Origin of the sequence: Bacteroides sp. An322, from assembly GCF_002161765.1 — a bacterium.
Taxonomy (GTDB): domain Bacteria; phylum Bacteroidota; class Bacteroidia; order Bacteroidales; family Bacteroidaceae; genus Phocaeicola; species Phocaeicola merdavium.
On record NZ_NFIN01000001.1, the window covers coordinates 164228 to 188813 of the forward strand.

Sequence of the window (24586 nt, forward strand, 5' to 3'; positions counted from 1 at the left end):
ACTATATGGAACAAATTGCTTTATAACAACTTATAGAACATGCCGAACGATATTCGATGCTGCCATATAAAGTGCAAGCCAATTTGACTAACATCCCGCTTTATGCGGTGTAAGAGCAAATAAGGCTTGCCTGAATATTAAATAAAAGGAAGAGGCATGAAAGCGAAACCAACGCGCTTGCTTTCATGCCTCTTTGTTGTTTACAGAAATAAGTTCAAATTATTCTGCTACGGCTTCTACCTCAATATTGTCAATCCACAATTTACTGCCGACTGCACCTTGAGCTGTAGCTCCGTTTACACTTGACTGGCAAACAATTGCCAATTTATAAGACTTGGCAGAATCGTAAGTACCGAGTTCTTCGAAGGGAATAGAAACCGTCTTCCATTCTCCGTTTGTATCGCTGACTCCTTCTGCACCTTCTACCCATGCACTCATTACATGATACTGTGTGTCAGCAAGTGTGCTTCCATCCAAATGAAAATCAGCACCTGCAGCATCAACAGCTTCATACAGAACGGCAACGATTAAACCTTTATCTTCTTCAGTTCCGGTCTCACCGCCCACATATTCAGCACCTTTTTCATATTTATAAGTAACATTCAATGTCGCGGGTTTACCTTTAAAAGGAACACCAAAATGAGTCATTATCAAATAATTTCCTTGAAGACCTGCCATCATATCAAAATCAAAAGAACCTGTATAAAGACTTCCAGGAGTGATAACAGGAGCAGGACTATAATCTTCTGTATCTAATGTTTGAAGCAATACAGCAGAACCATCTTGTCCTTCACCCTTTACCATTGCCCAATCACCAGCATATCCCAAAATCTTCATACCAGCCATTCCTTCATTCGCACTAGCCCACATATCTACAGGTGAAGGAGCTTCCCATGATGAACTTTGAGTCAAAATATTTGTTCCTGAAATAGTCTCCCATGTATTGAAGTCATTAGCCAATGTAGTAGGCACGTAGGTCAAATTAGCCTTTACAGTCCATTCCGTTTTCGTAGTACCGTCTTCTGCCGTTACCGTAATAACTACAGAATTGTTTTCACCTAAAAAGTCCATAACTTCGCCTGATGCAGGAGTGCTTATAGCCTTTTCAGATAAAGTGAAAATAGGATACAGGTTAGCCAATGCATCTGCATATTTCTCAGTAGCCAGCGAATCACGGTCTACATTGAATGTAATAGTATGAGTTTCTGCATCAATAGCTACCGAATTGGCAATAATTACTTGATGCATCGGATGAGCGTCATAATCAGTATCAAAACTGAATGCGGTAATATCTGCTTCCGAACTTGCCGTTTCTACCGTTACACCACGTTCACCTGTAAAAGTCACCTCTACACTTTGCTCCATGCCTGCCAATTGAGCGTCGATACCCAAGTTCAAAGTTAAGATTTCATTTACGATTGAGCCGCTATTCAATGTTACCGTACAAGTCATTTGTCCGTCTTTCGAAGCCAATTCGAATGGTTCTGCGGTAAAGCTATACGCATTCTCTCCGGTTGAAGTCAATGCACAATTATTCAAGTTAATATCACCTACCTGAATTTTGAGAAAAGAGAAATCAGTTATAGATAAAGAAATCGCATTATCACCCGCTTTAGTCACACTTACATTCTGGGCAATACCATCACCCGAAATAGGTTGACCCATCAATTTAATATCCAGCTTACCACCATAATTTCCGGCAATTTCTTCATCCACCGGAATCACTACCGGAGCGTCGTCATCACTACATGAAGTGAAGAGAGGCATCGTGCACAGCACGGCAAACAAATAAAAAAACAAATTCTTTTTCATTTCTTTCAAATTAAAGTTTAGTCTGTTTTTAAGTTTTGCTGCAAAGTTGGTATAAATTACGCACTTACGCAAGAGTCAACTTCAATATTTATGGTCTATTCTTAAAAACAGGACATAAAAAACACGGAAGTAAAGACTAATAAGCATTTTACTTCCGTGAATTATTTATTAGTTTCCGGCAACTTTTGTGCCTTCGTATTTTACATCTACTGTATAGGTAACGTCATTTCCGTCCAATGCAATATCGGTAATATCCAAATTCAAAGTCAATGTATTGCCTGAAAATTCACCTGTTCCATTGACCGTAGCCGAAAGCATACCAACTACATTCAAGTTTGAAGAAGCCGTAAAATCATATACACCGTCTCTGACCTCTGTCAATTGGCAATTCTTCAACTCAATATTCCCCAAATCCATACCGATAATCGAGAAGCCTTGAATACGCAAATCAACCGCCGCATCGGTCACCTTAGTCACTTCAACCGTTTCCTCAATATCTTTACCAACCGATACCGACATACCTCCCATATCCATAGCAATATCCAATGTACCGTCATAATCTCCAGCTACAATTTCAGCTAAAGAAACCGCATCGTCATCATCACTACAAGAAGTGAACAAGCTCATCGTGCAGAGCACGGCAAACAAATAAAAAAACAAACTCTTTTTCATAATTCCATTAATTTAAGTCTAAGAATAAGCAAGGCTGCATTCCTGCTAAGCCGAAGAATGCAGCCTATTATATAATAAGGAGTATCCTATTAAGCCTTCACGCGGCCTACGTATGAACCGTCGCGGGTATCTACTTCGATGGTTTCATCTTGGTTGATGAACAAAGGCACACGTACCGTAGCACCGGTTTCTACCGTAGCCGGTTTCGTAGCGTTGGTAGCGGTATCGCCCTTCAAGCCCGGCTCGGTGTAAGTAACCTTCAACTGAACTTTTACCGGAAGTTCGGCAAACAGGATCGTTTCGGTAGAAGCATCCGACACAACGTCTACCACCATTTCTTCTTTCAGGAAGTCAACGCCTTCAATCAGGTCGTGAGCGATAGGCACTTGCTCGAAAGTTTCCTGGTTCATGAAGATATAGTCTTCGCCTTCTTTATAAAGGAACTGATACGGACGACGTTCTACACGTACATCTTCCAATTTCTCACCGATGTTGAAACGACGTTCCAACACATAACCGTCTACTACGTCTTTCAGCTTCGTACGCATGAACGTGTTTCCCTTACCCGGCTTTACATGCAAGAAATCGATGCAAAAATACAACTTGCCATCCATGCGGATAGCGGTTCCAATCTTAATGTCTTGAGCATTAATCATAACTAAAATCTTTATTTATTGTGATTATTGAATTATCTTCTCACTCTCAAATCGGGTGCAAAATTAATCTAAATCAGGGAAAAACACAAAAAGATTTGTCTAAAAATGATTTACCGTTTGGTTTATTAAAAAAAAGTCACTACTTTTGCAGCCCGAACGCATGGAATAATAACATAATAGATACGAAAGATGAAAAGAACTTATCAACCCTCGAACAGAAAGAGAAGAAACAAACACGGTTTCCGTGAAAGAATGGCAACCGCTAACGGTCGCCGCGTATTGGCTGCACGTCGTGCTAAAGGTCGTAAGAAACTGACCGTCTCTGACGAATACAACGGCGTAAAAGCATAAGCCTGAGAAAGAAAAAAGCAAAGAGCCGCAAGATGCTGAGACAGTGTTTTGTGGCTTTTCTTTTTTGATGCTCACCCCAAACCAATTATGAATTATGATAAAGCTGAAAGACTTTTTTTCGTTCAAACATAACCGTTTCTTCTGGTTGAACCTCATCGGAATGGTAATTGCCGTTATCGGATGCATCGGCGGAACGTTGTTCTGGCTCGATGCTTACACGCATCACGGACAATCGTATGTAGTGCCCGACATCAAGCACAAATCACTGGAACAAGCCCAATTCCTGCTCCAGAACCAGCAGATGCAAGGCATAGTGGTGGACTCTACGTTCGTAAAAGAACTCTCTCCCGGCATTGTCCTCGAACAAAAGCCCGAAGCCGGCATGAGGGTAAAAGAAGGGCGGACGGTCTATCTGACCATCAACACGCGCGAAGTGCCCCGCGTAAGAATCCCCGACATCATCGACAACAGTTCCGTGCGCCAAGCCGCCGCCAAGCTGAAGGCGATGAAGTTCAAGCTGACCGAACCCGAACTGGTGCCCGGAGAGCAAGACTGGGTATATGGCATCAAATACCGAGGACGGAAACTGAAGTCGGGCGACCGGGTGCCTTTCGAAGCCCTGCTCACCCTCTGCATCGGGAATACCCACCTGCGCGACTCGCTCACGACCGATTCGCTCAATTTCCAACTCAACCGGGAGGAAAGCGAGGCGCAAGTAGATGAATCGTGGTTTTAATATAGGTGAATAGACAAACGCATATAGATGAATAGCCTCATGGAGATAGATGACCTAACCGAACTGGACGAATCGCTGGACGACATCGAGCCGGTAGGCTCCTCGCCCGAACTATACGAACACTTCCGCGTAACGGTAGACAAAGGGCAAGCCCCGATACGTATCGACAAGTATCTGTTCGAACGCATCGTCAACGCATCGCGCAACCGCATCCAGATGGCTGCGGATAATGGATATGTCATGGCTAACGGGAAACCCGTAAAAAGCAGCTATAAGGTGAAGCCGCTCGATGTATTGACGGTGATGATGGACCGCCCGCGGTATGAAAACGACATTATCCCCGAAGACATCCCCTTAGACATCGTTTACGAAGACGATGACTTGATGGTGATAAACAAGCCGGCAGGGTTAGTGGTGCATCCGGGTTGCGGAAACTATCACGGCACCTTGGTGAACGCCATTGCCTGGCACCTGCGCAACGTGCCTACGTATGACCCGAACGACCCGCAAGTGGGATTAGTGCACCGCATCGACAAAGACACTTCGGGCTTATTAGTCATAGCCAAGACTCCGGACGCCAAGACCCATTTGGGCTTGCAATTCTACAACAAAACCACAAAGCGTGAATACAACGCCTTGGTATGGGGCATCATCGATGAAAACGAAGGCACCATCGAAGGAAACATCGGACGCAACCCCAAAGACCGGATGCAGATGGCGGTGCTGAGCGACCCTACGCAAGGAAAACATGCCGTTACCCATTACAAGGTATTGGAACGTCTGGGCTATGTCACCCTCGTGAAATGCGTGCTCGAAACCGGTCGCACGCATCAGATACGTGTACACATGAAACACATCGGACACGTGTTGTTCAACGATGAACGGTACGGAGGGCACGAGATATTAAAAGGAACTCATTTTAGTAAATACAAACAATTTGTAAACAATTGCTTCGCCATTTGTCCCCGGCAAGCCCTGCACGCCAAAACATTGGGATTCGTACATCCCCGCACGGGCAAGGAAATGTTCTTCTCTTCCGAATTGCCCGAAGACATGACACTCTTACTGGAGAAATGGAGAGCATACATCAGTAACAGAGAAATATAAGTATGAAACGTATTATTGCAATCGTAGCAGGAGGAGACTCGTCGGAACACGATGTCTCCATGAAAAGTGCAGAAGGAATCTATTCTTTCATCGACAAGGATATATATAAGGTATATGTAATCGAATTAGGGCGCAAAGGCTGGAACGCCCTGTTGGAAGACGGCTCGAAGAGTGCGGTAGACAAGAACGACTTCACCTTCATGGAGAACGGGCAAAAGATAAAGCCCGATTTCGCCTACATCACCATCCACGGCACTCCGGGCGAGAACGGCATCCTGCAAGGTTACTTCGAGTTGCTCGGAATCCCTTATTCCACCTGCGATGTATTGGTTTCGGCATTGACGTTCAACAAGTTCGTAACCAACCAATACTTGAAAAGCTTCGGTGTACGGGTTGCCGAGTCGATGTTGGTACACAAGCGGAACGGCATCAGCGATGAAGAAGTTATCGAAAAGATAGGCTTGCCTTGCTTCATCAAGCCCAATGCCAGCGGTTCGAGCTTCGGCGTAACCAAGGTGAAGACCAAAGAACAAATCCAGCCTGCCCTGCAAGCCGCCTTCGCCGAATCGGACGATGCCATGATAGAAGCCTTTATGGACGGCATCGAATTAGCAAACGGATGCTACAAGACACGGGACAAGTCGGTGGTATTGCCTATCACCGAAGTGGTGAGCAAGAACGAGTTTTTCGACTTCAACGCGAAATACAACGGGCAAGTGACCGAAATCACTCCCGCACGCCTCAGCCCCGAATTGACCGACCGGGTACAAAAACTCACCTCTGCCATTTACGACATCTTGGGATGCCGGGGCATTGTGCGTGTGGACTACATCATCACCGAAGGCGAGAAAATCAATTTGCTTGAGATAAACGCAACTCCCGGAATGACCGCCACCAGCTTCATTCCCCAGCAAGCCCGTGCCGCCGGCATTGATATGAAAGAAATTATGACCGACATCATAGAAAACGCTTTTTAAATTAAAAATTAAGAATTATATGAATATCCGCAAACAGCCCATGTAGGGGCGTATCGCATACGCCCGAAGATACTTACTAACCCACAGGGATGTTTTCAGGGCGTATGCAATACGCCCCTACATAATTAGGTAAATGCGGATATTCATAATTTTTAATTTTCAATTTTCAATTCTCAATTTAAAGAGTTATCTTTGGGACAAACTTTAAAACCAAGCATTATGAACATTCCTGCTGAATTCGACGAGATACGTCCGTATACACCCGAAGAACTTCCGCAAGTATTCGAGGAACTTCTGGCTGACCCTGCTTTTCAGGCGGTTGCCCATATCATCATGCCGGGAGTCCCCCTCGATGCGCTTCACCAGCGGCTACATCAATGCAAAACCAATTTGGAGGTGCAAGCCACGATATTCTACCCTATCCTGCACAAAATCATCGAAGAACATAGCGACGGATTTACCCTGAACGCTTCTTCATTGCCCGATAAAGGGAAGAATTATACATTTATCTCCAACCATCGCGACATCGTGCTCGACCCCGGTTTCCTTTCGGTCGGACTATTGGAAAACCACTTTCCTAATACCGTAGAAATCGCCATTGGGGATAACCTCCTCATTTATCCATGGATAAAGAAATTAGTGCGGGTAAACAAGTCGTTCATCGTGCAGCGTGCGCTCAGCATGCGCCAGATGCTATTGTCATCGGCACGTATGTCACGCTACATCCATTTCGCCATTACCGAGAAAAAAGAAAACATTTGGATTGCCCAACGCGAAGGACGTGCCAAAGACTCGAACGACCGCACACAAGAAAGCGTATTGAAAATGTTAGCATTGGGCGGGAAAGAAGATGTCATCGACTCCTTAAAAGAGCTAAACATTGTCCCGACCTCTTTATCGTATGAATACGACCCCTGCGATTTCCTGAAAGCCAAGGAAATGCAACAGAAACGGGACATCGAAGGATTCAAGAAAACGCAACAAGACGACCTTATCAATATGCAGACGGGCATCTTCGGATATAAAGGCAGAGTCTATTTCCAAACGGCTCCCTGCCTCAACGAAGAACTGGAGACTTTGCGCGGATTGCCGAAGAACGAGATTTTCGTAAAAGCAGCCCAACTTATCGATCTGCACATACACCGTAATTACCGCTTATATCCTGGTAATTACATCGCATACGACTTGCTGGAAGGGAAACACGAATTTGCCGGAAAGTATGACGAGAAAGACCAAGCGAAATTCGAAGCATACCTGCAAAAGAAACTCGCCCTGATTGATTTGCCGAATAAGGACATCCCGTTCTTGCGGCAATGCATCCTGACCATGTATGCCAATCCGGCCATCAACCACCTGAAAGCATTAGAGGCATGAACAAACGGATACTCCCTATCGCCTTTCTTCTTTGCCTGCTTCTTGCCGGAAGCTGCAAAGAAGAAACGTATGTCTACCCCAATGTCATTACCGAATTCATTGATATCCAGACAGACGAAAGCGGAACAATCACCCACTTGGTGGCAGACAATGGGAAGCGTTATGCCGTGCAGCCTCGTGAAGGTCTAAACGGACTTCACGCCGACACCATCTACCGCACCGTATCTATTTATCAGTTTCTAACGGAAAAAACCAATTCAAGCGAAGCGGAAGTAATGCTCTATTCCAGCAAAATCGTCATTTCACCCTATCCGGCTAAAGCATCCGAATGGAAAGACAGCATCTATACCGACCCGGTGGATATTCAGAGTATATGGCTTTCAGGCAATTACCTGAATCTGATAGCAGAAGTAAAACGGAAAGACCAGGCACATGCTTTCCATTTCATTGAAGACAGCATCTCTACCGATTCTCAAGGCGTACGTACATTATACCTACGGCTTTTCCATAATAGCAACCAGGATTACGAAGCATTCACCAACCTGACTTACCTCTCCGCTCCGCTTCGGAACTACCAAGACACCCTGCGCACCGGAGACAAAATATGCTTCCGCATCCATACTTATAAAGAAGGACAAACCTACAGAGAATTCACCTATTAAAAAATTCCCTACTTATGATTAAACCACTCTATTTCTTTTTCTTCGTAATCGTCTGCCTGCTCGGACTAATGGCATGCAGCGCAAAGCCTCAAGACAAGTTCAAGAACCTAACCGCCGATGAGTTCGACCGCCTGATACAAGACGAGGACGTGCAACGCCTGGACGTGCGTACCGTTGCGGAATATAGCGAAGGACACATACCGGGCAGCCTGAATGTCAATGTATTGGAAGACCATTTCGCCGCAGCCGCCGAAGAAGTACTCGACAAGAACTATCCCGTAGCCGTATATTGCAAAAGCGGACGCCGAAGCCGGAACGCCGCACGCATCCTTACCAACTTAGGCTACAAGGTCTACAATTTAGATAAAGGATTTGACAATTGGAAAGAATACGGCAAGGAAGTGGAAAGATAAATATAAAAACTCACCACAGATTACACAGATTTAATCAATAAATTCATTTTCACTAATCAAATCCGTGTAATCTGTGGTGAACTCTATATTACAACGCTTGCAACATACGCTTCAGCACTACCGTAGCGGAGATTTCACGGTTAGCGGCTTCGGGGATAACCAATGAAGTGGGTGCTTCAATTACATCATCGGTCACAATCATGTTGCGGCGCACCGGAAGGCAATGCATGAAGAAGGCATCGTTCGTAACCTTCATGTGGTCGGTATCTACCGTCCAACTCATGTCCTTGCTTAACACTTTACCATAATCGGCTGGATTGGTCACGCCCGGACATGCCCAGTTTTTTGCATAGATGAAGTCAGCCCCTTCGAAGGCTTTCATTTGGTTGTATTCCACCTTAGCTCCACGCACGAACTTCGGGTCGAGTTCATACCCTTCGGGATGTGTAATCACAAAGTCCACATTGGCTTCGTTCATGAAATCGGCAAACGAGTTAGGTACGGCTTGAGGCAAGGCACGCGGATGAGGTGCCCAAGTCAATACCACTTTCGGACGTTCCGTTTTCTTGTATTCCTCGATGGTTATTAAGTCGGCAAATGCCTGCAACGGATGTCCTGTAGCCGCTTCCATCGAGAACACCGGTTTACCCGAATACTGAATGAACTGATTCAATATCTTTTCGGTATAATCGTCTTCGCGGCTTTCGAAACGGGCAAACGAGCGTACACCGATGATGTCGCAATAGGATGCCATTACCGGAATGGCTTCCAATAAGTGTTCACTCTTGTCTCCGTCCATCACCACACCTCGTTCGGTCTCCAGCTTCCATGCTCCTTGATTGACATCAAGTACAATCACGTCCATACCCAAATTGCGTGCCGCTTTCTGTGTACTAAGGCGTGTACGCAAGCTATTATTAAAGAATATCAGCAAACACGTGCGGTGCTTGCCCAACGCTTCGTATTTATAACGGTCTTTCTTAATCTCAAAAGCTTCTGCAAGAGCGGTTTTCAAATCGCCCAAGTCAAATACATTTGTGTAAGTTCTCATGTTGTTATCTTCATTTAATTTCTTATTTGTCCATTTCCTTCTATCAGCCACTTATACGTAGTGATTTCACGCAAGCCCATCGGACCACGGGCATGCAATTTCTGAGTGCTTATACCTATCTCGGCTCCTAACCCAAACTGCGCGCCATCGGTGAACGATGTGGGGGCATTGACGTAGACACAAGCCGCATCCACCATGCGCTGGAAATAAGCGGCGGTGTCTTTATCTTCGGTCACGATGCATTCGCTATGCTTCGAACTATATGTATAGATATGCGCAAGCGCTTCTTCGATGTCCGAAACGGTACGGATAGCCATCTTATAATCCATGAACTCCGTCCCATAGCTTTCGGGTGTCGCGGGGCAAAGCAACTCTTCCGGATAATGCCCTTGGAGCGCCTGATATGCCGGTTCGTCTGCATAAAGCGTGACATGCGATGCCTGAAGAGGCGCACACAATTCGGGCAAGTCCGCTAAACGCACTTGATGCACCAACAAACAATCCAATGCATTGCATACGCTTACCCGCCGGGTCTTGGCATTATTCACGATGGCGGCACCTTTCTTCAAGTCGCCCTTGGCATCGAAATACGTATGACACACGCCCGCTCCGGTCTCGATAACCGGAATGGTGGCTTCACGGCGCACATAATCTATCAATCCCTTGCTTCCGCGAGGGATAATCAAGTCGACCAATCCTTCGGCATGAAGCAATTCCGTAGTAGCTTCCCGCTCTACCGGAAGAAGCTCCACGATATGTTCGTCCAAATCAAAACGCCTCAGCACTTCGTGAATCAACGCCACGATGGCACGGTTCGAACAATCCGCATCGTGCCCTCCTTTTAATACACACGCGCTTCCGCTCTTGAAACAAAGCGAGAACACATCGAAGCTCACATTGGGACGCGCCTCGTAGATGATGCCGATGACACCGAAAGGCACACTCACCTTCCGCAAGCGCAACCCGTTGGGACGCACCGTTTCTTCCAAGATCCGATTGAGCGGAGAAGGCAACGAAGCTACGTTCATCATATCCGAAGCAATGCCTTTCAGACGGTCGGGTGTCAACTTCAACCGGTCGTATTTCGGGTCGGAAGGATTCATGCGCCGCAAGTCTTCCGCATTGGCTTCCAACAAGACATCGGTACGGTTGAGAATCATCTCCGATACCGCACGAAGCACTTCATTGATACGTTCTTCTTCTAACAGAGGCAAGGCGCGCGACGCCTGCCTTACCTGTAACAAAGTGTCGGTAATACTCATAACTATCAATTTAAATCCCTGCAAAAATAAGATTCTTTCCAACATTCCGATACTTTTTCCCCGTTTATTTTCATTATTCTAAAAACTTTTCTTATCTTTGGTTATGGATAATTAAAAAAGCTGTATCTGATTGATACACAGAATGGAATTGAAGAGTGTGAGATTTTAGGTAACGATTTAGCGACATTCAGAACGCTCTGACTTGCTGCGGTTTACCTCATAGATTCAAACAACTCTTTCGTATTTGCAAAGATACATTTTTTATCCCATAGCACCAAATCATTACCTATTTTTTAGGGATATTGCCGTTACCTCGTTCTGAAAACGGCTTCCGGCTTGATGTGCGTAAGCCCATTTCAGAAACGGCACAAGCAAAGAAAAGCCCACGACGACCACAATGTCACAAGTGACACCGCCATCGTCGTGGGCACTTCTTTTATATGCTTGTGCAGAACGGACAAGTCCGTTTTATCCATTTTCTTTTTCTCGTCTTCTTTTGGCAGCCGAAATGCCGCCGGATGCAGGGCACGGCAAGCGTGAATCTGCACCTGCGACTATTTCCGGCTGTCATGTCTTCCCTGTCCTCAAACCGTCTTGCCATGCTTTTGCCAAACCGGGCATGGCAGACAAGACCGTTTGAAGACATGTGCCGTCGGCAGAAAACTTGCAACCGCAAGCCATGCACGCATGACAATGACGGTTGCAGGACTTCTGTCACGGCGGCAGGAAAGCGGGGCTTTCCCCTTGTCCGTTGCGCCGCCCTTTGAACTTCCCCGTGGCGCATTGCGCCATCCTCTATGCTTCCCCTTTTCCTTCCCGCCTCTCCAGCAAGTATGCCGATATTCCCATGCCGCCATTCCAGACGGCATCAGTGGGTCATTTTCGTTGCAGGGGCAAAGGTAAAGACGGGATTAGGAACACAAATTTTTTAGCCACAATCTCCACACTTCGCAAGCTCAGGTAGTATTCTGTCGTAAAAATTTGCTGAACCTACTCCCTAACCTTTGCATGGCCCCCGAAACGAAAACGACCGATGCGCGGTCGGAAGACGTCACAAGGAAACATCGGACATACGGAGAGGCGAAAAGAAAAAGGACTCGACCCGACCTCCCCATCCGAGCAAGACAAGTAACAACAACTTAAAAATTGGAAGATATGAGAATGACATTGAACGATATCGGAAAGGCTTTGCGGAAAGTATTGTCCGCAGTAGCGAGAGCGGCATGGGGCATTACCCTTTGCGCAGGAGGTTTGGCGGTAGGCATCGCAGAGGAAATCCTATTGGGCGTGTTGAACTTCATGTTCGGCATCCTCACCGCACTACTTTCAATAGTGACAATTATTTGGACATTCATTTGGTTATTAACCCTTTAATTCATAAGGATATGGCGAAAAGAAACAGCAAGACGGCAGCGCAGCAATGCAGGTTTTACGAGGTGGACAACATCTTTGAGTATATGGTGGAAACGTACATCAACGGCAATTTCAGCACATTCCGAGAAATGTACAAGGAGTTGTGCAAGGATGCAAGAAAGGATTTCATAGACTTTCTTTTAAGCGAGGTAGAGCCAGTCTATTGGAGAGAGATTTTGAAAGAAACCATTTGACGACCCTTTAAGACAGAAGATTATGAGAACGGAAACAAGGACATACAATGTTTATAAGGTGGACGAGCTTTCATTCACGGCAAAGGAAAATGCTTACAACCGATGGTTGGCAGGGTATGAATATCCGTGGCAGAGCGAGAACATGGCAACGCTGAAAGCCTTTGAAGGCATATTCAACATACGTGTATATGATTGGAGATATGACGGCTGCACGTGTTACTACCGTTTCACCTCCAATTACAGCGAGGAAGAGGAAGAACTTTGCGGTGTGCGGTTATTGAAATTCATCGTGAACAACTATTGGCACAGCCTTTTCAAGCCCAAGACCTATTGGCACGGAAAGGACTTCAACAAACAACGCAGAAGCCGCATATCCGTAACCGAGGATTGCGTGCTGACAGGCTATTGTGCTGACATGGACATCCTGAAGCCCATATACGACTTTCTGAAAGCACCCGACAAGCATACGAACCTGCATGACCTTATGGACGAGTGCATCGGCAGTTTCTTCCGCTTTTGCAGCAGGGACGTTGAGGATTGCATCGATGAGGAAGCCTTCGAGCATGACTGCGAAGCCAACGGATATGAATTCTTATCAGACGGAACACTTTTCAACTGACAGCCTTATGAACAGGACAACGGAAAAGATACCCACATGGAGTTTGGGGTACATCATCAACGGTGACATGACGGGACTGACGGACGAGGAAATCCGCATGATTGACGAGTGGCAGAGCAAGTGGAACGTGCAGATTGTCTCACCCCTTACGGACGAAGAAGGCAACGCACAGCCCTATTTCTCACGTTATCCCCTTTTCGGACTTCCAGCCGAAGTGGAGGACTGCGACATACTTTACACGAATGACAACATCTAAAATCTGACGATATGAACAAGACAACAGACCATTTCAAGCGTACAATCCAAGCCTATCTGGACAACCGTGCAGCGGAGGACAAACTGTTTGCAGCAAATTACAACAAGCCTAACAAGAACATGGAGGATTGCGTGACCTATATCCTCAATTGGGTACAGAAAAGCGGCTGCAACGGCTTTACGGACGGTGAAATCTATTCCCAAGCCGTCCACTACTATGACGAGGACGACATTGAAGTGGGCAAGCCACTGCAATGCCAAGTAGTCGTGAACCATACGGTAGAACTGACTGACGGGGAAAAGGCGGAAGCACGGCAGCAAGCCATCCGCCAATACCAAGCCGAGGAACTGCGCAAGTTGCAGAACCGCAACAAGGCTAAGGCGAGCCAAAAGACAAATGTACAACAAGTTGAACTCTCATTATTCTGAACTTATGAAACCAAAGACATCCATACAGAAAGAAATCATCCGTTTGAGCGCAAACCTGCCCGAACTGACAGACGCACAGAGAACCTACGCTTTCCGACATTGCTTCAAGCACTACGGCAGACGAACGGCAAAAGGTATCATCACCTGCACGGAGTGCGGACACGCATGGAAAAGCGGACACAGCCTTGCCGACACCCTTTGCGGATGCTCCTGCCCGAACTGCGGAACGGCATTGGAAATCGTGGACACCCGAAAGAGGGTGTTCACGGATAATGAGTATTTCTCTATCCTCGCCACCTGCAAAGGCTACCAAGTGATACGTTTCTTTTTCGTCAGAAGCCGTCAGAAAGTCGGGCAAAAGGCGGAGTATTCTATCTGTGAGGTGGTACAACGGTGGATAGCCCCCGACGGCAAGTCCGAGACGGTGGCACGGCTGCGTGGCATGTCTCCCCTTTACTATGACTTGTGGGTTGAGGACAGCCCGATGGAAATCCGCAAGAACAACCAACATAGGGTGTACGACATAGACCCGATATGCACCTACCCACGTCAGCGGATTATCCCCGAAATCAAGCGTAACGGATTTGACGGTAACCTGCACGGCATACCGCCTTACAGCTTATTCACGGCTATTCTTTCAGACAGCCGTGCGGAAACCCTGATGAAGTCGGGCAACATCGAGCATTTGCGCTATTTCCTCTCCAAGCCGCAAGCACTTGACAGGTGTTGGCACTCGTACAAGATAGCTATGCGGAACAAATATGCCATAACCGACATTTCATTATGGTGCGACCTTCTATATCTGTTGGAGAAATTGGGAAAAGACTTGCGCAACCCCCATTTCATTTGCCCGACCGACCTCAAGGCGGCTCACGACCGATATATGGAGAAACGGCAAGCCCAATTGGAGCGTGAACGGGAACGGCGGCGCATGATATGGGAAGCCGAGCGGTTGGAGCGTGAGCGGAAGCGTTTGGAGGATATGGCGAAAGAGAAAGACGAGTATATCCGAAAGAAAGCCGCTTTCCTCAACCTTGTACTGACGGACGGACTAATCATTGTAAAGGTATTGCAAAGCGTGGATGAGTTTTACGAAGAAGGGAAAGCCATGCACCATTGCGTCTATACCAATGCTTATTACAATGATGAAAACTCTCTGATACTGTCCGCACGGATTGACGGAAAGCGCATCGAGACGGTGGAGGTGGACTTGCTAACACTGAAAGTGGTACAAAGCCGTGGCGTATGCAACTCCAACACCGAATACCACGACCGTATCATCAAATTGGTGGAGGACAATGCCGAGCAGATACGGCAGCGGATGAAGCAGGTGGCATAATCGTATAACAAACTAATAGTTAATGATATGGAAGTGAAAATAGAAAATATGATTTTCGGATGGCACGAGGAACTGCCCGAAATGTTCATCGAACTGTTGAACACGCTTGTGCTGACAAAGAACGAGCAGGATGTAAGGGGTGTAATGGAGGTGTTCGCCCGAAAGGAACTTTTCAATGTCCTTTTCGCCTTTGGGTATGGCGCACACCATTTATGGGTGACGCAGAAGAAGGCATCCGACCCCGACCAATGTTTGGAGAACAGACTACTGATTGTTGAATTTTAATTGATAAGGCTATGACAACGAGAATGACCATTAACGGAGTAAGCACCTGCCAAGCGGCAGGAACGGAGAAATACGAGAGTTTCCAAATGAGTATCGGCAGGAAAAGGCGCACTTTCGTGCAATACGACTACCGCCATACGGACGGAGAGTTGTTCTCCTGCGTGAAGCCCACGCTGGACGAGTGCAGGCGGTTACGTGACGAATGGATTAAAACGAAGGAGGACAGGCTATGACAGCAGGCTATGACACGCTGATTGTGACATTCAGCGACCCCATTTGTGTGTTGGACAGAATGTTTGCCGATGCGGACGCATGGGGAACTGACACCCTCAAAGGATGGGTGGAGGACTATGAAAGTACGAGGTTTACGCAAATAAACGAGCATACGGCAGTCATCACTTCCGAATACAACATGCCCTGCGTAAAGGAATGGCTCACACACTGTACGACTATCGCTGATATGAGAGAATTTTGAGTGCGTGGCGGTGGACACCACCGCCCACACTTCCAACACCATTAAAAGAGAAGGCATCATGAAATACTATTTTATACTGACAGACGGCAAGGACGCATGGATGCAGTTCGTTTACCTCCCTTCGGGAGACTATGTGTCCGGCTATATCCGTGACCTGCGGAGCGTGGGAATATCCGTGCATGACTATGACCTTTGGACAAAGGACACACGCCCCATTGCCGAGCGTACCCTTGAACGCATACAGAAGCGTATAATGGCAGGATGACCCTTTGGCGGGTGGCAGGAATTGCCGCCCGCTACTTTCTTTCATGAGCAGGACAGGCGGATAAGAAAGTAGCAAAGAAACCGTTACTTTCCATCTTCGATAATATGGAAAAATCCGATGAAGTCACAAAAGGCACCATCGGATTTTGTTTGTTGTACAGCCAACCATAGCCTCACGGCTCATACAGCAGCAGGAACTCCATTTTGCGCCGCCGCTCTATCGAGCGGACGGTTTTGCCCTTGTACCGGCAGTAGGCTGTGTATTCACGGTAAATGTCCCTGTTCCCGGCTTCCAGCTTGCGGACAAGCCCGCTTTTCGGATGCCCGCCATGACCGAGCAGTACCCCTTGCCCTACGTTGTAGCTTAGGACGGTCAGGAGCAAGGCGTCTTTTCCATACTTGCGGAACAGCCTGTAACGCACCGCCAAATCCTTGCGGAGCAGGGCTTCCGCTTCCGCCTCCGTCATACCGTAGGACAGCTTCTCGTTCGGCAGCCTGCGGTGTCCGTAGCCGTAATACGGGTAGTCGGAACGGTCATGCAGCCCCTCGTATTTTTTCACCAGTTCGACGGCAATGTCGGCTTTCGGGTGGCTGTTGAACAGCGCCAGCAGCCGTGCCGTTTCATCCGTATGCTGTGCCGGCAGGCTGCCACAGAGGGCAGCCGCCAGCAGCAGGAGCAACGCCTTGCGCATCATCGGCTGACGTTCAAGGTGTCCGACACCGCCACATCCGCATCCGAGTCGTTGTTGAACTCGACTTCCCACTCGAAGGCATTGCCGAAATTGTCCTCCACCGTGATGGTCAGGCTCTGCGACTCGTCGCACTCCGAGGTGTAATACAGGCGGAACTTCTCGTTCTCCAACAAGTAGCGGTCGTTGGGCAGGAATACCAAGCCGTTATCCAGCTTCAGCGTGCCTTCGCCGTCAAACTGGAAGTAGCGGATGGTATAGACCGCCCCGTCAAACTCACCCTCACGCACCAGCTCGCAGCGTATCTCCGCCGTTTCGCCCTGCGCCAGTTCCTTCGGCACGGGCATGGTCTCCACCGTGAACGGGTAGGCTTGCGTCACGTCCAGCCCGTCGTCGCAGGCGGTGAAGCCTATGGAGAGCATACCCACGCAGAGGGCAGCAAAGGTTCTTACTATGTTTCTTTTCGCTTTTTGGTTCAATTTATTCATGTTCATAATCTGTTATAGTCTGATGGATTTGTTTTTCTTTTCGTTCTCGCTTTGAGCCTGCCTTTCGGCAAGCACCCTTTGCAGGTGCTCGTTCAAGTCCTTGCACCCGTCATAAATGCCGGAGCAGTTCGATACCCTATCGCCGTAACGTGCAAGCAAAGCCCCCAGCGTCCGCCGTCCGGCTTCGTCATTGTCAAGGTAGCACTTTATCCGCCCGTAGCCGTCCAGATGGCGGTACGCCCTCGCCACGTTGGACACCGAGTTGAGCACGAGGTGGTCTTCCTTGCCGCCGATGCCCAGCGCACGGGCGGAGAGGTAGTCCATGAAGCCCTCGTACACGTTGCAGGTCGCCGAGCCGACCGACAGCAGGGTCACGTCCTTCGGCGGCACGCAGCCCTTGAAGAACGGGTTGCGTATCTCGTAGCCGCCGCCTTCGTTGCCGAAAGCCACGGCGAAATACCGCTTGCCGTGCGTGGTGTAGCGCATCTCCTTGCAGTTCGCAATGGCGACGGCGGACGGTATGCCCCTCTCTTGCAGGTAATGGAGCAACGCCCGGTTCTGTAAAGGCAGCACCTCCACATCCTCGAAGCTGTGTCCGTCGGAACGGTGCGTATCAACGGCATTTTGCAGCTTATGGTCCTGTACCGGCATACCCGCCACTTCCGCCACATACCTCGCTTGCGTGAGGAAGTCGCCCGTCTTGATGAACTCCCCGGCAAGGGCGAAGATGTTGCCACCCTTGCCTTCGCCGAAGTCAAACCAGAGGTTTTTCTCCGGGTTCACCTTGAAAGAAGGCGTCTTCTCCTCCCGGTACGGCGACCTGTACCAAATTGCATTGGCACGCCTTTGCACGGGATGATGTCCCAGCCGGGCGAGGAAGTCCTCTATCGGAAACCGTTTCATCGCTTCTATGTCCATAGGCATCCGTCAGTTGATGATGAACTTGACACCTATCCCGTACTCCGTATGGCATACCCCTATGCTTCCACCCCAGAGGAAACGCTCCCTGAGCGAAGCCGTCAGCGCGATGAAGTCCGCGAGGTACACCTCCATGTCCAGCGTGGCGGCACAGCCATAGACGAAGGCGTCCCCGTTGTTCAGCCGCGCCCCGTCGTACAGCGTCTTTTCGCCCCAGTTCACCGTCTCGTACCCGGCAAGGGCTGACGCGCCCGCATAGAGGAACACCACCTTTTTCGCGTCCGACAGGAAGTTGTAGTAGAAGCCGCCCTCCGCCGTGAACTGCGCCGCAGGGATGGTCGTACTCCTATAATCATGGTTGGTTTGCAGATATTCCACCCCGTACACCCACTTGTTGCCGCCTTTGGCATAGCTTGACAGCGTGGCTCCCAGCACATAGCCGTCCGCCCCGTTCAGCCCGGCTTTCAGTTCGATGCCCCGCATCTTCGGCAGGCACCGCTGGGCTTCCGCCCGTCCTGCCAGGAGGACGGACAGAAGCGTTACAATAAACAGTACCTTTCCTTTCATCGCACACGCAACTCGTTGATGGTTTCAGCCTGTACCAAGTCCTCGTTCTCCACGGTAAACGTTTGGTGGCGTCCGCCGTCCTTCTCGTTCATCTCCACCACGAGCTGCTTGCCGTCGGGGATGGTAAACTTCGGAAGGCAGAACACCGTGCGTTCGGACCGCTTCCCGGCTACACGGACGGCGTAGTTGTAGGCGCGGAGCGGGAACAGCACCTGTTCCTGCATGGCGGTACGTTTCGCCACCTTCTTGTCCACAATCTTGAACGTGATGTAGTCCACGTCAAACGGCACGTTGCTCTGGTTCTTGATTTCCGTGTGGAAATACAGCAGGTCATTGTGGACATATATTCCTTTCAGCAGGTACTGGATGCCGAAACGCTTGCAGCCGATGTGCTTCACCTTGCGCTTGTCCTCCTTGTGCAGCGACTTCATGATGAGGTGTACCAGCATCGGGCTTTCGCTGCCCAGTTCCTTCAGGTAGATTTCCTGCGCGTTGTTCGGTCGGTTCACCGTGCTGCCGTCGTGGATAAAGTCCTTCATCTCCACGTTCAGGATAAGCGGTTCGTCGGCGTACTTCACGTTAAAGGTATAGAAGCTGCCATCCTCCGTGATGACGCTCATGTTCGTCTCGCTGCGGAAGTCCCTGACCGTCGCCTTCACGCGGATGACGTTCTCCGCGCCGTCCGCCTTGCCCGCTATCAGGTTGGGCGAACCCAGGTCCACGTAGCGCACCGCCGCCGGAAACAGGATGTGGACGGTCTTGTCATACGTGACTTCCAGACCGTGCGGCGGTATCATGCGGTCGAACATCAGCTTCTTCGTCAGACCGTGGTACAGGTCGCCGTCCTCCTCCGTCTGCGGATAGACATCCTTCACCAGTTCCAGCCCGTCCTCCTTGGCGGTGGCGGTGCTGTCGTTCGTCACTCCCTGCGCGTAGGTCGCACAGGCGATGCCCATCAGCAGGGCAAACATTGTCATTACTTTCTTGATACTCATTTTACGTTGGATTTAGTGGTAAATAAAAAATGGTTTGTTGATTATTTTTTTTCTTTTTTCGCCTTTATGTTTTTGGACTGTTCATTCCTTTTCTTGGTAGAGCAATACCCTGTACCCTGACTTCAGATGTACCTTGACCGTGCGCATCCTTTTCGAGATGTACTGCGAGATGCCCTGTATCGCCCCTCGCCCCAAGTCGGAGGCGAGCTGCGCCCCCGCGTTGGTCGATATGTTGATGCTGCTTCCGAGCGAGCTGCCCATGTTCGCCCCGATTTCCTTTGCCGCGTCTATCTCCATCGAGCCGGGTATGAAGATCCCCGCCTGCCCGTCGCTGTCGTACACCTCCAGTTCCACCGGGATGATGCTTCCCCCGTGTTCCAGCGAGGTGATGCCGATGCCGAGCCTTTCGCCCTGCAACCGTGCCGCGCCCACAAGGAGCGTGTTCCGGGGAATGACGCGCCCCGACACGCGCATCGGCTCCAGCAGCCGGAGCTTCACCGTCTGCCCGTCCGTAATGGTCTGGTCGCCCTGCACGCAGGCGGCGATGGTGTTCTTTTCCGAGGCTTCCGCCGTGCCGATGGCGGTGTGGAAGCCGTAGTTCCGTTCACCCGCGTAGTCCGCGATGAAAGCCGAGTCCGTCATGGGCTGCGGCAAGGCGGACACCACCGCCGGACGCACCCCGCTTACCGGTTCCGCCTTCATGCTCCTTTCGTCAGCCTTGGCGGATGTTTCCGTCCCTTCGGACCGTGCGCTCTGCCCGGCATTGCTCTTCCCGTTCTGGTATCTTGCCGCCAGTTCGTAGGACTTTTCCAAGAGCGCGACCTGTTCCTCCATTGAGGACGGCTTGCCCTCCTGCGCCATCAGCATGGCTTCCAGTTCATCGATGCGTTCCCGAAGCTCCTCCTTTTCCCGGTCCTCCTTCGGCGGCTCGTAGAACGTGCCCAGCGAAGTGCTCAGCCGCTCATAGGCGGCAGCGGAGGTGCGTATGCCCGCCTGTTGCTTATCGGCACGCTCATTTTCGGACGGTTCCGTCTGTGTCAGGCGGTAGTCGTCCGATGCAGCCGCCGTGTCTGGCTTTTCCGCGCCGTCGTGCCAGAACGAGGACAGGTCGCCCACCATGCCCCGGCGTTCCTTCTGCCGGTTCTCCAACTGCAACTGCTCGTAGGCCTTCGCCTTGTCACCGATGATTTTCGAGTCTTCGGGCAGGGGCATGTCCGTGTTGAATCCCTGACCCTGCTTTGCCTTCTCCCTGTCCTCGGAGGACGGTGCGAAGATGAGCCATAGGCAGCCCAGGAACAACAGTCCCATCAGCGGATAGACCAGCATCTTCTTGCGTTGCTGCCGCTGCTGTTCGGTCAGCGGCTTCTTCTCTTTCGTTTCATTCTTCTTCTGTTCCTTTTCCATATACATTATTATAAAGGTTCATACTTTCCTGCATCGGCAGGTCCAATTTCTCGATGTGCCGTATCTCCATTGCCCCGTTCCCCTTGCCGAAACCGGCGATGGCGGTGACGGTCATGTACAGGCAAAGGACGGCGAAGAGGGCAAATGCCGTGAGGACTATCCCCAGACGCGCCTTCGGCGGCAGGGCTTCCAGTTTTCCACGCAATTCCTTCTTGAAATTGGTGGTGTACTTTTCAATGAGATTTTTCATCTTTCCCATACGCGCATCATCTTTCTATGGTCCGGATGTCCTTGTTCTCCAGCACCGTGAAGCCCTCGATGGTAAATCCGTTCGGATTGTCGTCCGAGCGGCTTGCGTTGAGCAGGCGGCAGGCGGTCACGAGCGTGCGTTCCGTCACGTTGCTCTCGCGGATAATCATCTGACGGGCGTATGTCCGCGCCTCGTAGGGGTAGCGGTCAAAGTTGCACACCACGCTGTCCACCTGAAGCACTTGGTTGATGTTGCCGGCGATGATTCGGTTGTAGAAGCCCTTTTCGGCGAAGTCGGCGTAGTAGTTGTACGCGCTCTTGTCCGCCAAGAGCAGGGCACGCTTCACGTTGTGTTCTATCGCGCTTTTCTCCGGCGAGAGCGTGAAGAACAGCTCATGGAAACGGCGCACGTGTTCCCTCGCTTCCGCCGGACGGTTCTGCGACAGGTCCTGCGAGAGCGCGAGCATCAGGCTCTTGCCCCCGTCGAGGACGTATATCTTCTGCCGCTGTGCCTCGGCGAAGCGGAAGGCGCACACCACCGAGCAGACCACCACGAGGGCACAGGCTGCCGTATAGACGATGCCGAACAGACGTATCTGCCGGAAACTCGTCTCGATGTTCTTTAGTGATTTGAATTCCATTTTCTTTTCGTCTTTCTTTTTCTGTTTGTAAAATCATGTTTCGGTATCCTTTTTCCGAAGTGGCACTTCGGGGAGGTCAGAGTGGCACATAGGCAACCCCAAAGTGCCACTTCGACCGTTCCGGCTGTTACCTCTTGAACACCTTTCCAGCCGTTCCCTTGATGAGCTTCCCGGCACGCCCCGCCATGTTTCCTGCGGCTGCACCTGCCACGCTGCCGCCCAAAGCCCCGGCGGTCCCGATGTTCTTGTTGTAGCTGCCGATGCCGCCTCCGGCTTGGATAATCCAGCCCGCCACCGTCGGTATGGTGAAATACCCCACGATGCCGATGATAAGGAATACGATGTACACCCCGTCGCTTGCATCCAGCGAAAAGTTCGGGTCGGTCTGCATACGCTCGATGTCCTGCTGGAGCATCAGTATCTGGATTTTCGCCAGTATGGTGCTGAACAAATCCGACACGGGAAGCCAGAGGTAAATCTGTATGTAGCGGCTGAACCACGCCGAGAGCGTCGAGTGGAAGCCGTCCCACACGGAGAAGGCGAAGGCTATCGGCCCCAGTATGGACAGCACCACGAGGAAGAACGTCCGTAGCGTGTCGATGATGAGCGCGGCTGCGGCGAACATCAGTTCAAGCAGTTCGCGGAACCAGTCACGCACGCTTTTCTTGATGTTGTACGCCGCCCGGTCCATGTACATCCCCGTCATCGTCAGGAGATCCGAGGGTGACCAGCCCAGCTCGTCCAGCTGCCGGTCAAACTCCTCGTCCGAGGCGAGGTAGGCGGTTTCCGGGTTGCGCATCAGCGCCTCGTACTCCAGTTTGTCCTTCTGCTCCCGGTACTCGTTCATGTCGAAGGTCTGTTCTTCGAGAATCCCGTGTACGCCCTGCACGATGGGACTCAGCACGCTGTTCATCGTGCCCAATACGATGGTCGGGAAGAACAGGATGCACAGACCTAATGCAAAAGGTCTCAGCAGCGGGTACACGTCTATCGCTTCGGCTCGTGCCAACGACTGCCATACGCGCATCGCCACGTAGAACAGTGCGCCCAGCCCGGCAAGCCCTTTCGCCACGCCCGTCATGTCCGCGCAAAGCGGCATCATCTCGTCATAGAGCGAAAGGAGTATCTGGTGAAGGTTGTCGAACTCTCCCATAGGCTACCAGTACCTTTCGTTAGCCGTTCCGTACAGCGACATCACCCGGTCCATGTCGTTCTTCTTCCTTGCCCGCAGGTAGCTCACCGAGATGGTCTTGCCCGTGTAGTAGCGCACGAGGTTTCGGTAGTTCATCAGGCTGCGGTAGGCATTGTCGATGATTGCCAGCCGTTCCGCGTCCGAGAGCGACATCCCCGTGACGTTCACCACGTTCTTCAGGTCCTGCAGCACGTCCGAGCTTTCGTCTATCAGCATGGCGTAGCCCGACGAGATGGCGGCAAGCTCATCGGGGGTATAGTTCTCGTCCGAGAGCATCTTCTGGTAGTTTTCCACATAGATTTCGGAGATTTCCATAACCAGCCCGATGCTCTTCGTCACCTTCACGCCTCCTTTCACCACGTCATGCACGGATTTCAAGGCGTCGTAATACTTCTTGCCCTGCTCAAAAACCTTCTTGGTTTCCAGAAAGCCGTTCAGGGTGTTCGCCTTCGTGCCAGCCGTCTCCACCATCTCCTTGGCGGAGTTGATGATGCTCTGGGCGAGGTTGCCAGGGTCGGACACCACCCATTGGGCGTTTGCCGTGCCCGCACCCGTGAGGCACAGGCAGACCGCTATCAGCGGCATTCTCAGTTTCTGTCTCATTCTCATTCACGTTGGATTTAGTGGTACATTAGTTTTTTATTGTTCTTCTTTCTTTTCGTCGTCCGAAGCATTATCCGTGTTCACCCGGATATAGTCGCCGTTCGGCGAGAAGGTCAGCACGTCCGTTTCCTCGTTGTACGCCACATCGATGCGGAAGCCCGTGTTCATGTAGAGGTTGCCGTTCTCCTCCCGTTGGAGCAGGTAGGTTTCCGGCTTCAGCCTGCGGCGCACGCCCGACCGCCGGAACAGCGTCACCTTGTAGTGTTCACCCTCCTTGTACACCAGTATGTCGGGTCCCGCCTCCGCACTCTGCCAGTTGCCGCAAATCTTCTCGCGGACATCCTCGTTTTCTTTCATTACCGTTTCGCAGGCTTGCAGCATCAGCGATGCCAAGCCAATCAGACCGCCGCAAAGCAGCAGCCGTTGTGTCTTTGTCAGTTCAATGTTCATTTTCTTCAATCTTGTTTTTTAGTTGGTAAAAATGTGTCCTTCCC

The 24586-nt window shown here is 50.2% G+C and carries 34 protein-coding genes; 18 read left to right on the forward strand and 16 right to left on the reverse strand.

Translation table 11 applies throughout. The annotated features are described in order from the left end of the window. Positions 1-219: 219 nt before the first annotated feature. From B5F91_RS00630 to efp, 3 genes are all read right to left on the reverse strand, one after another. A complete protein-coding gene (locus B5F91_RS00630; RefSeq protein WP_144025035.1) occupies positions 220-1812 on the reverse strand; it encodes a PCMD domain-containing protein in 1593 nt (530 codons plus the stop codon). Positions 1813-1980: 168 nt separating this feature from the next. Further along, a complete protein-coding gene (locus tag B5F91_RS00635; RefSeq protein ID WP_087427195.1) occupies positions 1981-2484 on the reverse strand; it encodes a calycin-like domain-containing protein in 504 nt (167 codons plus the stop codon). 89 nt (positions 2485-2573) lie between these two features. Further along, positions 2574-3140, reverse strand: a complete 567-nt coding sequence (gene efp, locus B5F91_RS00640) for an elongation factor P (protein WP_087427196.1) — start codon at positions 3138-3140, stop codon at positions 2574-2576. A 189-nt stretch (positions 3141-3329) separates the two neighbouring features. Between efp and rpmH the strand changes: the two genes are divergently transcribed. The 7 genes from rpmH to B5F91_RS00675 all read left to right on the forward strand — a co-directional run bounded on the left by rpmH (position 3330) and on the right by B5F91_RS00675 (position 8760). Next, positions 3330-3491 (forward strand): 50S ribosomal protein L34, encoded by a 162-nt coding sequence (gene rpmH / locus B5F91_RS00645; RefSeq protein WP_007571228.1) that lies wholly within the window; start codon positions 3330-3332, stop codon positions 3489-3491. A 94-nt stretch (positions 3492-3585) separates the two neighbouring features. Continuing rightward, the gene (locus B5F91_RS00650) at positions 3586-4227 is read left to right on the forward strand and encodes a PASTA domain-containing protein (RefSeq protein WP_087427197.1); all 642 of its coding nucleotides are present in this window, start codon (positions 3586-3588) and stop codon (positions 4225-4227) included. A gap of 39 nt (positions 4228-4266) precedes the next feature. Then, the gene (locus B5F91_RS00655; RefSeq protein ID WP_087427276.1) at positions 4267-5334 is read left to right on the forward strand and encodes an RluA family pseudouridine synthase; all 1068 of its coding nucleotides are present in this window, start codon (positions 4267-4269) and stop codon (positions 5332-5334) included. A 2-nt stretch (positions 5335-5336) separates the two neighbouring features. Beyond that, on the forward strand, positions 5337-6311 hold the full coding sequence (locus B5F91_RS00660) for a D-alanine--D-alanine ligase (RefSeq protein ID WP_087427198.1): 975 nt from the start codon (positions 5337-5339) through the stop codon (positions 6309-6311). 219 nt (positions 6312-6530) lie between these two features. Next, complete coding sequence (locus B5F91_RS00665) at positions 6531-7685, forward strand: 1-acyl-sn-glycerol-3-phosphate acyltransferase (protein WP_087427199.1); 1155 nt, start codon at positions 6531-6533, stop codon at positions 7683-7685. Beyond that, entirely contained in the window at positions 7682-8347 is a 666-nt protein-coding gene (locus tag B5F91_RS00670; protein ID WP_087427200.1) for a NigD-like protein, read from the forward strand. The genes B5F91_RS00665 and B5F91_RS00670 overlap by 4 nt, the downstream gene beginning before the upstream one ends. Positions 8348-8361: 14 nt before the next feature. Next, entirely contained in the window at positions 8362-8760 is a 399-nt protein-coding gene (locus tag B5F91_RS00675) for a rhodanese-like domain-containing protein (RefSeq protein WP_087427201.1), read from the forward strand. 88 nt (positions 8761-8848) lie between these two features. Here B5F91_RS00675 and B5F91_RS00680 read toward each other — a convergent pair whose 3' ends face one another. Continuing rightward, positions 8849-9811 carry an acetylornithine carbamoyltransferase gene (locus tag B5F91_RS00680; RefSeq protein WP_087427277.1) on the reverse strand — a complete coding sequence of 321 codons (963 nt, stop codon included), beginning with the start codon at positions 9809-9811 and terminating at the stop codon, positions 8849-8851. A 14-nt stretch (positions 9812-9825) separates the two neighbouring features. Continuing rightward, positions 9826-11073: a glutamate-5-semialdehyde dehydrogenase gene (locus tag B5F91_RS00685; RefSeq protein ID WP_087427202.1), complete on the reverse strand. Its 1248-nt coding sequence runs from the start codon at positions 11071-11073 to the stop codon at positions 9826-9828. A gap of 397 nt (positions 11074-11470) precedes the next feature. On the opposite strand from B5F91_RS00685, the gene B5F91_RS15345 reads away from it, so the two are divergent. The 11 genes from B5F91_RS15345 (at position 11471) to B5F91_RS00745 (ending at position 16347) form a co-directional block, all read left to right on the forward strand. Next, complete coding sequence (locus B5F91_RS15345; protein ID WP_239416106.1) at positions 11471-11713, forward strand: hypothetical protein; 243 nt, start codon at positions 11471-11473, stop codon at positions 11711-11713. Positions 11714-12228: 515 nt separating this feature from the next. Then, positions 12229-12447 carry a hypothetical protein gene (locus B5F91_RS00700; protein WP_087427203.1) on the forward strand — a complete coding sequence of 73 codons (219 nt, stop codon included), beginning with the start codon at positions 12229-12231 and terminating at the stop codon, positions 12445-12447. Between the two features lie 11 nt (positions 12448-12458). Then, entirely contained in the window at positions 12459-12680 is a 222-nt protein-coding gene (locus tag B5F91_RS00705; protein WP_087247996.1) for a hypothetical protein, read from the forward strand. A 22-nt stretch (positions 12681-12702) separates the two neighbouring features. Next, positions 12703-13299 (forward strand): hypothetical protein, encoded by a 597-nt coding sequence (locus tag B5F91_RS00710; protein ID WP_087247994.1) that lies wholly within the window; start codon positions 12703-12705, stop codon positions 13297-13299. A 7-nt stretch (positions 13300-13306) separates the two neighbouring features. Next, positions 13307-13555: a hypothetical protein gene (locus B5F91_RS00715; protein ID WP_087427204.1), complete on the forward strand. Its 249-nt coding sequence runs from the start codon at positions 13307-13309 to the stop codon at positions 13553-13555. Between the two features lie 11 nt (positions 13556-13566). Then, positions 13567-13983: a PcfK-like family protein gene (locus B5F91_RS00720; RefSeq protein ID WP_087427205.1), complete on the forward strand. Its 417-nt coding sequence runs from the start codon at positions 13567-13569 to the stop codon at positions 13981-13983. 4 nt (positions 13984-13987) lie between these two features. Next, positions 13988-15322, forward strand: coding sequence for a PcfJ domain-containing protein (locus B5F91_RS00725; protein WP_087427206.1), 1335 nt, complete (start codon positions 13988-13990; stop codon positions 15320-15322). 27 nt (positions 15323-15349) lie between these two features. Beyond that, positions 15350-15607, forward strand: coding sequence for a hypothetical protein (locus B5F91_RS00730; protein ID WP_087427207.1), 258 nt, complete (start codon positions 15350-15352; stop codon positions 15605-15607). An 11-nt stretch (positions 15608-15618) separates the two neighbouring features. Next, positions 15619-15840, forward strand: coding sequence for a DUF3873 domain-containing protein (locus B5F91_RS00735; protein WP_087247986.1), 222 nt, complete (start codon positions 15619-15621; stop codon positions 15838-15840). Further along, positions 15837-16082, forward strand: a complete 246-nt coding sequence (locus B5F91_RS00740) for a hypothetical protein (RefSeq protein WP_087427208.1) — start codon at positions 15837-15839, stop codon at positions 16080-16082. The genes B5F91_RS00735 and B5F91_RS00740 overlap by 4 nt, the downstream gene beginning before the upstream one ends. 58 nt (positions 16083-16140) lie before the next feature. Continuing rightward, positions 16141-16347: a hypothetical protein gene (locus B5F91_RS00745; RefSeq protein ID WP_072543936.1), complete on the forward strand. Its 207-nt coding sequence runs from the start codon at positions 16141-16143 to the stop codon at positions 16345-16347. Between the two features lie 172 nt (positions 16348-16519). Here B5F91_RS00745 and B5F91_RS00750 read toward each other — a convergent pair whose 3' ends face one another. The 11 genes from B5F91_RS00750 to B5F91_RS00800 all read right to left on the reverse strand — a co-directional run bounded on the left by B5F91_RS00750 (position 16520) and on the right by B5F91_RS00800 (position 24542). Continuing rightward, complete coding sequence (locus tag B5F91_RS00750) at positions 16520-17041, reverse strand: lysozyme (RefSeq protein ID WP_087427209.1); 522 nt, start codon at positions 17039-17041, stop codon at positions 16520-16522. Next, the gene (locus B5F91_RS00755; protein WP_087427210.1) at positions 17038-17529 is read right to left on the reverse strand and encodes a DUF3872 domain-containing protein; all 492 of its coding nucleotides are present in this window, start codon (positions 17527-17529) and stop codon (positions 17038-17040) included. Before B5F91_RS00755 ends, B5F91_RS00750 begins: the two co-directional genes overlap by 4 nt. Positions 17530-17535: 6 nt before the next feature. After that, positions 17536-18447 (reverse strand): toprim domain-containing protein, encoded by a 912-nt coding sequence (locus B5F91_RS00760; protein WP_204244644.1) that lies wholly within the window; start codon positions 18445-18447, stop codon positions 17536-17538. 3 nt (positions 18448-18450) lie between these two features. Further along, positions 18451-19008 carry a conjugal transfer protein TraO gene (locus tag B5F91_RS00765; RefSeq protein ID WP_087427211.1) on the reverse strand — a complete coding sequence of 186 codons (558 nt, stop codon included), beginning with the start codon at positions 19006-19008 and terminating at the stop codon, positions 18451-18453. Further along, positions 19005-19997, reverse strand: coding sequence for a conjugative transposon protein TraN (gene traN, locus B5F91_RS00770; RefSeq protein WP_087340894.1), 993 nt, complete (start codon positions 19995-19997; stop codon positions 19005-19007). Before traN ends, B5F91_RS00765 begins: the two co-directional genes overlap by 4 nt. A gap of 87 nt (positions 19998-20084) precedes the next feature. Further along, the gene (gene traM, locus B5F91_RS00775) at positions 20085-21413 is read right to left on the reverse strand and encodes a conjugative transposon protein TraM (protein WP_204244645.1); all 1329 of its coding nucleotides are present in this window, start codon (positions 21411-21413) and stop codon (positions 20085-20087) included. Then, the gene (locus B5F91_RS00780; protein WP_055220874.1) at positions 21382-21657 is read right to left on the reverse strand and encodes a TraL conjugative transposon family protein; all 276 of its coding nucleotides are present in this window, start codon (positions 21655-21657) and stop codon (positions 21382-21384) included. The genes traM and B5F91_RS00780 overlap by 32 nt, the downstream gene beginning before the upstream one ends. A gap of 16 nt (positions 21658-21673) precedes the next feature. Next, complete coding sequence (gene traK / locus B5F91_RS00785) at positions 21674-22297, reverse strand: conjugative transposon protein TraK (protein ID WP_004322024.1); 624 nt, start codon at positions 22295-22297, stop codon at positions 21674-21676. Positions 22298-22424: 127 nt separating this feature from the next. Then, a complete protein-coding gene (gene traJ, locus B5F91_RS00790) occupies positions 22425-23450 on the reverse strand; it encodes a conjugative transposon protein TraJ (protein ID WP_087427212.1) in 1026 nt (341 codons plus the stop codon). A 3-nt stretch (positions 23451-23453) separates the two neighbouring features. Continuing rightward, positions 23454-24092, reverse strand: coding sequence for a DUF4141 domain-containing protein (locus B5F91_RS00795; RefSeq protein ID WP_055220748.1), 639 nt, complete (start codon positions 24090-24092; stop codon positions 23454-23456). Between the two features lie 36 nt (positions 24093-24128). Next, on the reverse strand, positions 24129-24542 hold the full coding sequence (locus B5F91_RS00800) for a DUF3876 domain-containing protein (RefSeq protein ID WP_087427213.1): 414 nt from the start codon (positions 24540-24542) through the stop codon (positions 24129-24131). Positions 24543-24586 lie beyond the last annotated feature (44 nt).

What these genes read in the sequence shown, in the direction of transcription:
- B5F91_RS15345 (WP_239416106.1), top strand. Translation starts at nt 11,471, where the DNA reads ATGTCACAAGTGACACCGCCATCGTCGTGGGCACTTCTTTTATATGCT.
- B5F91_RS00665 (WP_087427199.1), top strand. Translation starts at nt 6,531, where the DNA reads ATGAACATTCCTGCTGAATTCGACGAGATACGTCCGTATACACCCGAA.
- B5F91_RS00755 (WP_087427210.1), bottom strand. Translation starts at nt 17,529, where the DNA reads ATGAACATGAATAAATTGAACCAAAAAGCGAAAAGAAACATAGTAAGA.
- B5F91_RS00750 (WP_087427209.1), bottom strand. Translation starts at nt 17,041, where the DNA reads ATGATGCGCAAGGCGTTGCTCCTGCTGCTGGCGGCTGCCCTCTGTGGC.
- B5F91_RS00745 (WP_072543936.1), top strand. Translation starts at nt 16,141, where the DNA reads ATGAAATACTATTTTATACTGACAGACGGCAAGGACGCATGGATGCAG.
- traK (WP_004322024.1), bottom strand. Translation starts at nt 22,297, where the DNA reads ATGGAATTCAAATCACTAAAGAACATCGAGACGAGTTTCCGGCAGATA.
- B5F91_RS00700 (WP_087427203.1), top strand. Translation starts at nt 12,229, where the DNA reads ATGAGAATGACATTGAACGATATCGGAAAGGCTTTGCGGAAAGTATTG.
- B5F91_RS00725 (WP_087427206.1), top strand. Translation starts at nt 13,988, where the DNA reads ATGAAACCAAAGACATCCATACAGAAAGAAATCATCCGTTTGAGCGCA.
- rpmH (WP_007571228.1), top strand. Translation starts at nt 3,330, where the DNA reads ATGAAAAGAACTTATCAACCCTCGAACAGAAAGAGAAGAAACAAACAC.
- B5F91_RS00720 (WP_087427205.1), top strand. Translation starts at nt 13,567, where the DNA reads ATGAACAAGACAACAGACCATTTCAAGCGTACAATCCAAGCCTATCTG.
- B5F91_RS00730 (WP_087427207.1), top strand. Translation starts at nt 15,350, where the DNA reads ATGGAAGTGAAAATAGAAAATATGATTTTCGGATGGCACGAGGAACTG.
- B5F91_RS00795 (WP_055220748.1), bottom strand. Translation starts at nt 24,092, where the DNA reads ATGAGACAGAAACTGAGAATGCCGCTGATAGCGGTCTGCCTGTGCCTC.
- B5F91_RS00780 (WP_055220874.1), bottom strand. Translation starts at nt 21,657, where the DNA reads ATGAAAAATCTCATTGAAAAGTACACCACCAATTTCAAGAAGGAATTG.
- B5F91_RS00705 (WP_087247996.1), top strand. Translation starts at nt 12,459, where the DNA reads ATGGCGAAAAGAAACAGCAAGACGGCAGCGCAGCAATGCAGGTTTTAC.
- B5F91_RS00635 (WP_087427195.1), bottom strand. Translation starts at nt 2,484, where the DNA reads ATGAAAAAGAGTTTGTTTTTTTATTTGTTTGCCGTGCTCTGCACGATG.
- B5F91_RS00760 (WP_204244644.1), bottom strand. Translation starts at nt 18,447, where the DNA reads ATGCCTATGGACATAGAAGCGATGAAACGGTTTCCGATAGAGGACTTC.
- B5F91_RS00670 (WP_087427200.1), top strand. Translation starts at nt 7,682, where the DNA reads ATGAACAAACGGATACTCCCTATCGCCTTTCTTCTTTGCCTGCTTCTT.
- B5F91_RS00630 (WP_144025035.1), bottom strand. Translation starts at nt 1,812, where the DNA reads ATGAAAAAGAATTTGTTTTTTTATTTGTTTGCCGTGCTGTGCACGATG.
- B5F91_RS00655 (WP_087427276.1), top strand. Translation starts at nt 4,267, where the DNA reads ATGGAGATAGATGACCTAACCGAACTGGACGAATCGCTGGACGACATC.
- B5F91_RS00740 (WP_087427208.1), top strand. Translation starts at nt 15,837, where the DNA reads ATGACAGCAGGCTATGACACGCTGATTGTGACATTCAGCGACCCCATT.
- B5F91_RS00660 (WP_087427198.1), top strand. Translation starts at nt 5,337, where the DNA reads ATGAAACGTATTATTGCAATCGTAGCAGGAGGAGACTCGTCGGAACAC.
- traJ (WP_087427212.1), bottom strand. Translation starts at nt 23,450, where the DNA reads ATGGGAGAGTTCGACAACCTTCACCAGATACTCCTTTCGCTCTATGAC.
- B5F91_RS00675 (WP_087427201.1), top strand. Translation starts at nt 8,362, where the DNA reads ATGATTAAACCACTCTATTTCTTTTTCTTCGTAATCGTCTGCCTGCTC.
- B5F91_RS00685 (WP_087427202.1), bottom strand. Translation starts at nt 11,073, where the DNA reads ATGAGTATTACCGACACTTTGTTACAGGTAAGGCAGGCGTCGCGCGCC.
- B5F91_RS00650 (WP_087427197.1), top strand. Translation starts at nt 3,586, where the DNA reads ATGATAAAGCTGAAAGACTTTTTTTCGTTCAAACATAACCGTTTCTTC.
- traM (WP_204244645.1), bottom strand. Translation starts at nt 21,413, where the DNA reads ATGTATATGGAAAAGGAACAGAAGAAGAATGAAACGAAAGAGAAGAAG.
- efp (WP_087427196.1), bottom strand. Translation starts at nt 3,140, where the DNA reads ATGATTAATGCTCAAGACATTAAGATTGGAACCGCTATCCGCATGGAT.
- B5F91_RS00680 (WP_087427277.1), bottom strand. Translation starts at nt 9,811, where the DNA reads ATGAGAACTTACACAAATGTATTTGACTTGGGCGATTTGAAAACCGCT.
- B5F91_RS00710 (WP_087247994.1), top strand. Translation starts at nt 12,703, where the DNA reads ATGAGAACGGAAACAAGGACATACAATGTTTATAAGGTGGACGAGCTT.
- B5F91_RS00735 (WP_087247986.1), top strand. Translation starts at nt 15,619, where the DNA reads ATGACAACGAGAATGACCATTAACGGAGTAAGCACCTGCCAAGCGGCA.
- B5F91_RS00765 (WP_087427211.1), bottom strand. Translation starts at nt 19,008, where the DNA reads ATGAAAGGAAAGGTACTGTTTATTGTAACGCTTCTGTCCGTCCTCCTG.
- B5F91_RS00800 (WP_087427213.1), bottom strand. Translation starts at nt 24,542, where the DNA reads ATGAACATTGAACTGACAAAGACACAACGGCTGCTGCTTTGCGGCGGT.
- B5F91_RS00715 (WP_087427204.1), top strand. Translation starts at nt 13,307, where the DNA reads ATGAACAGGACAACGGAAAAGATACCCACATGGAGTTTGGGGTACATC.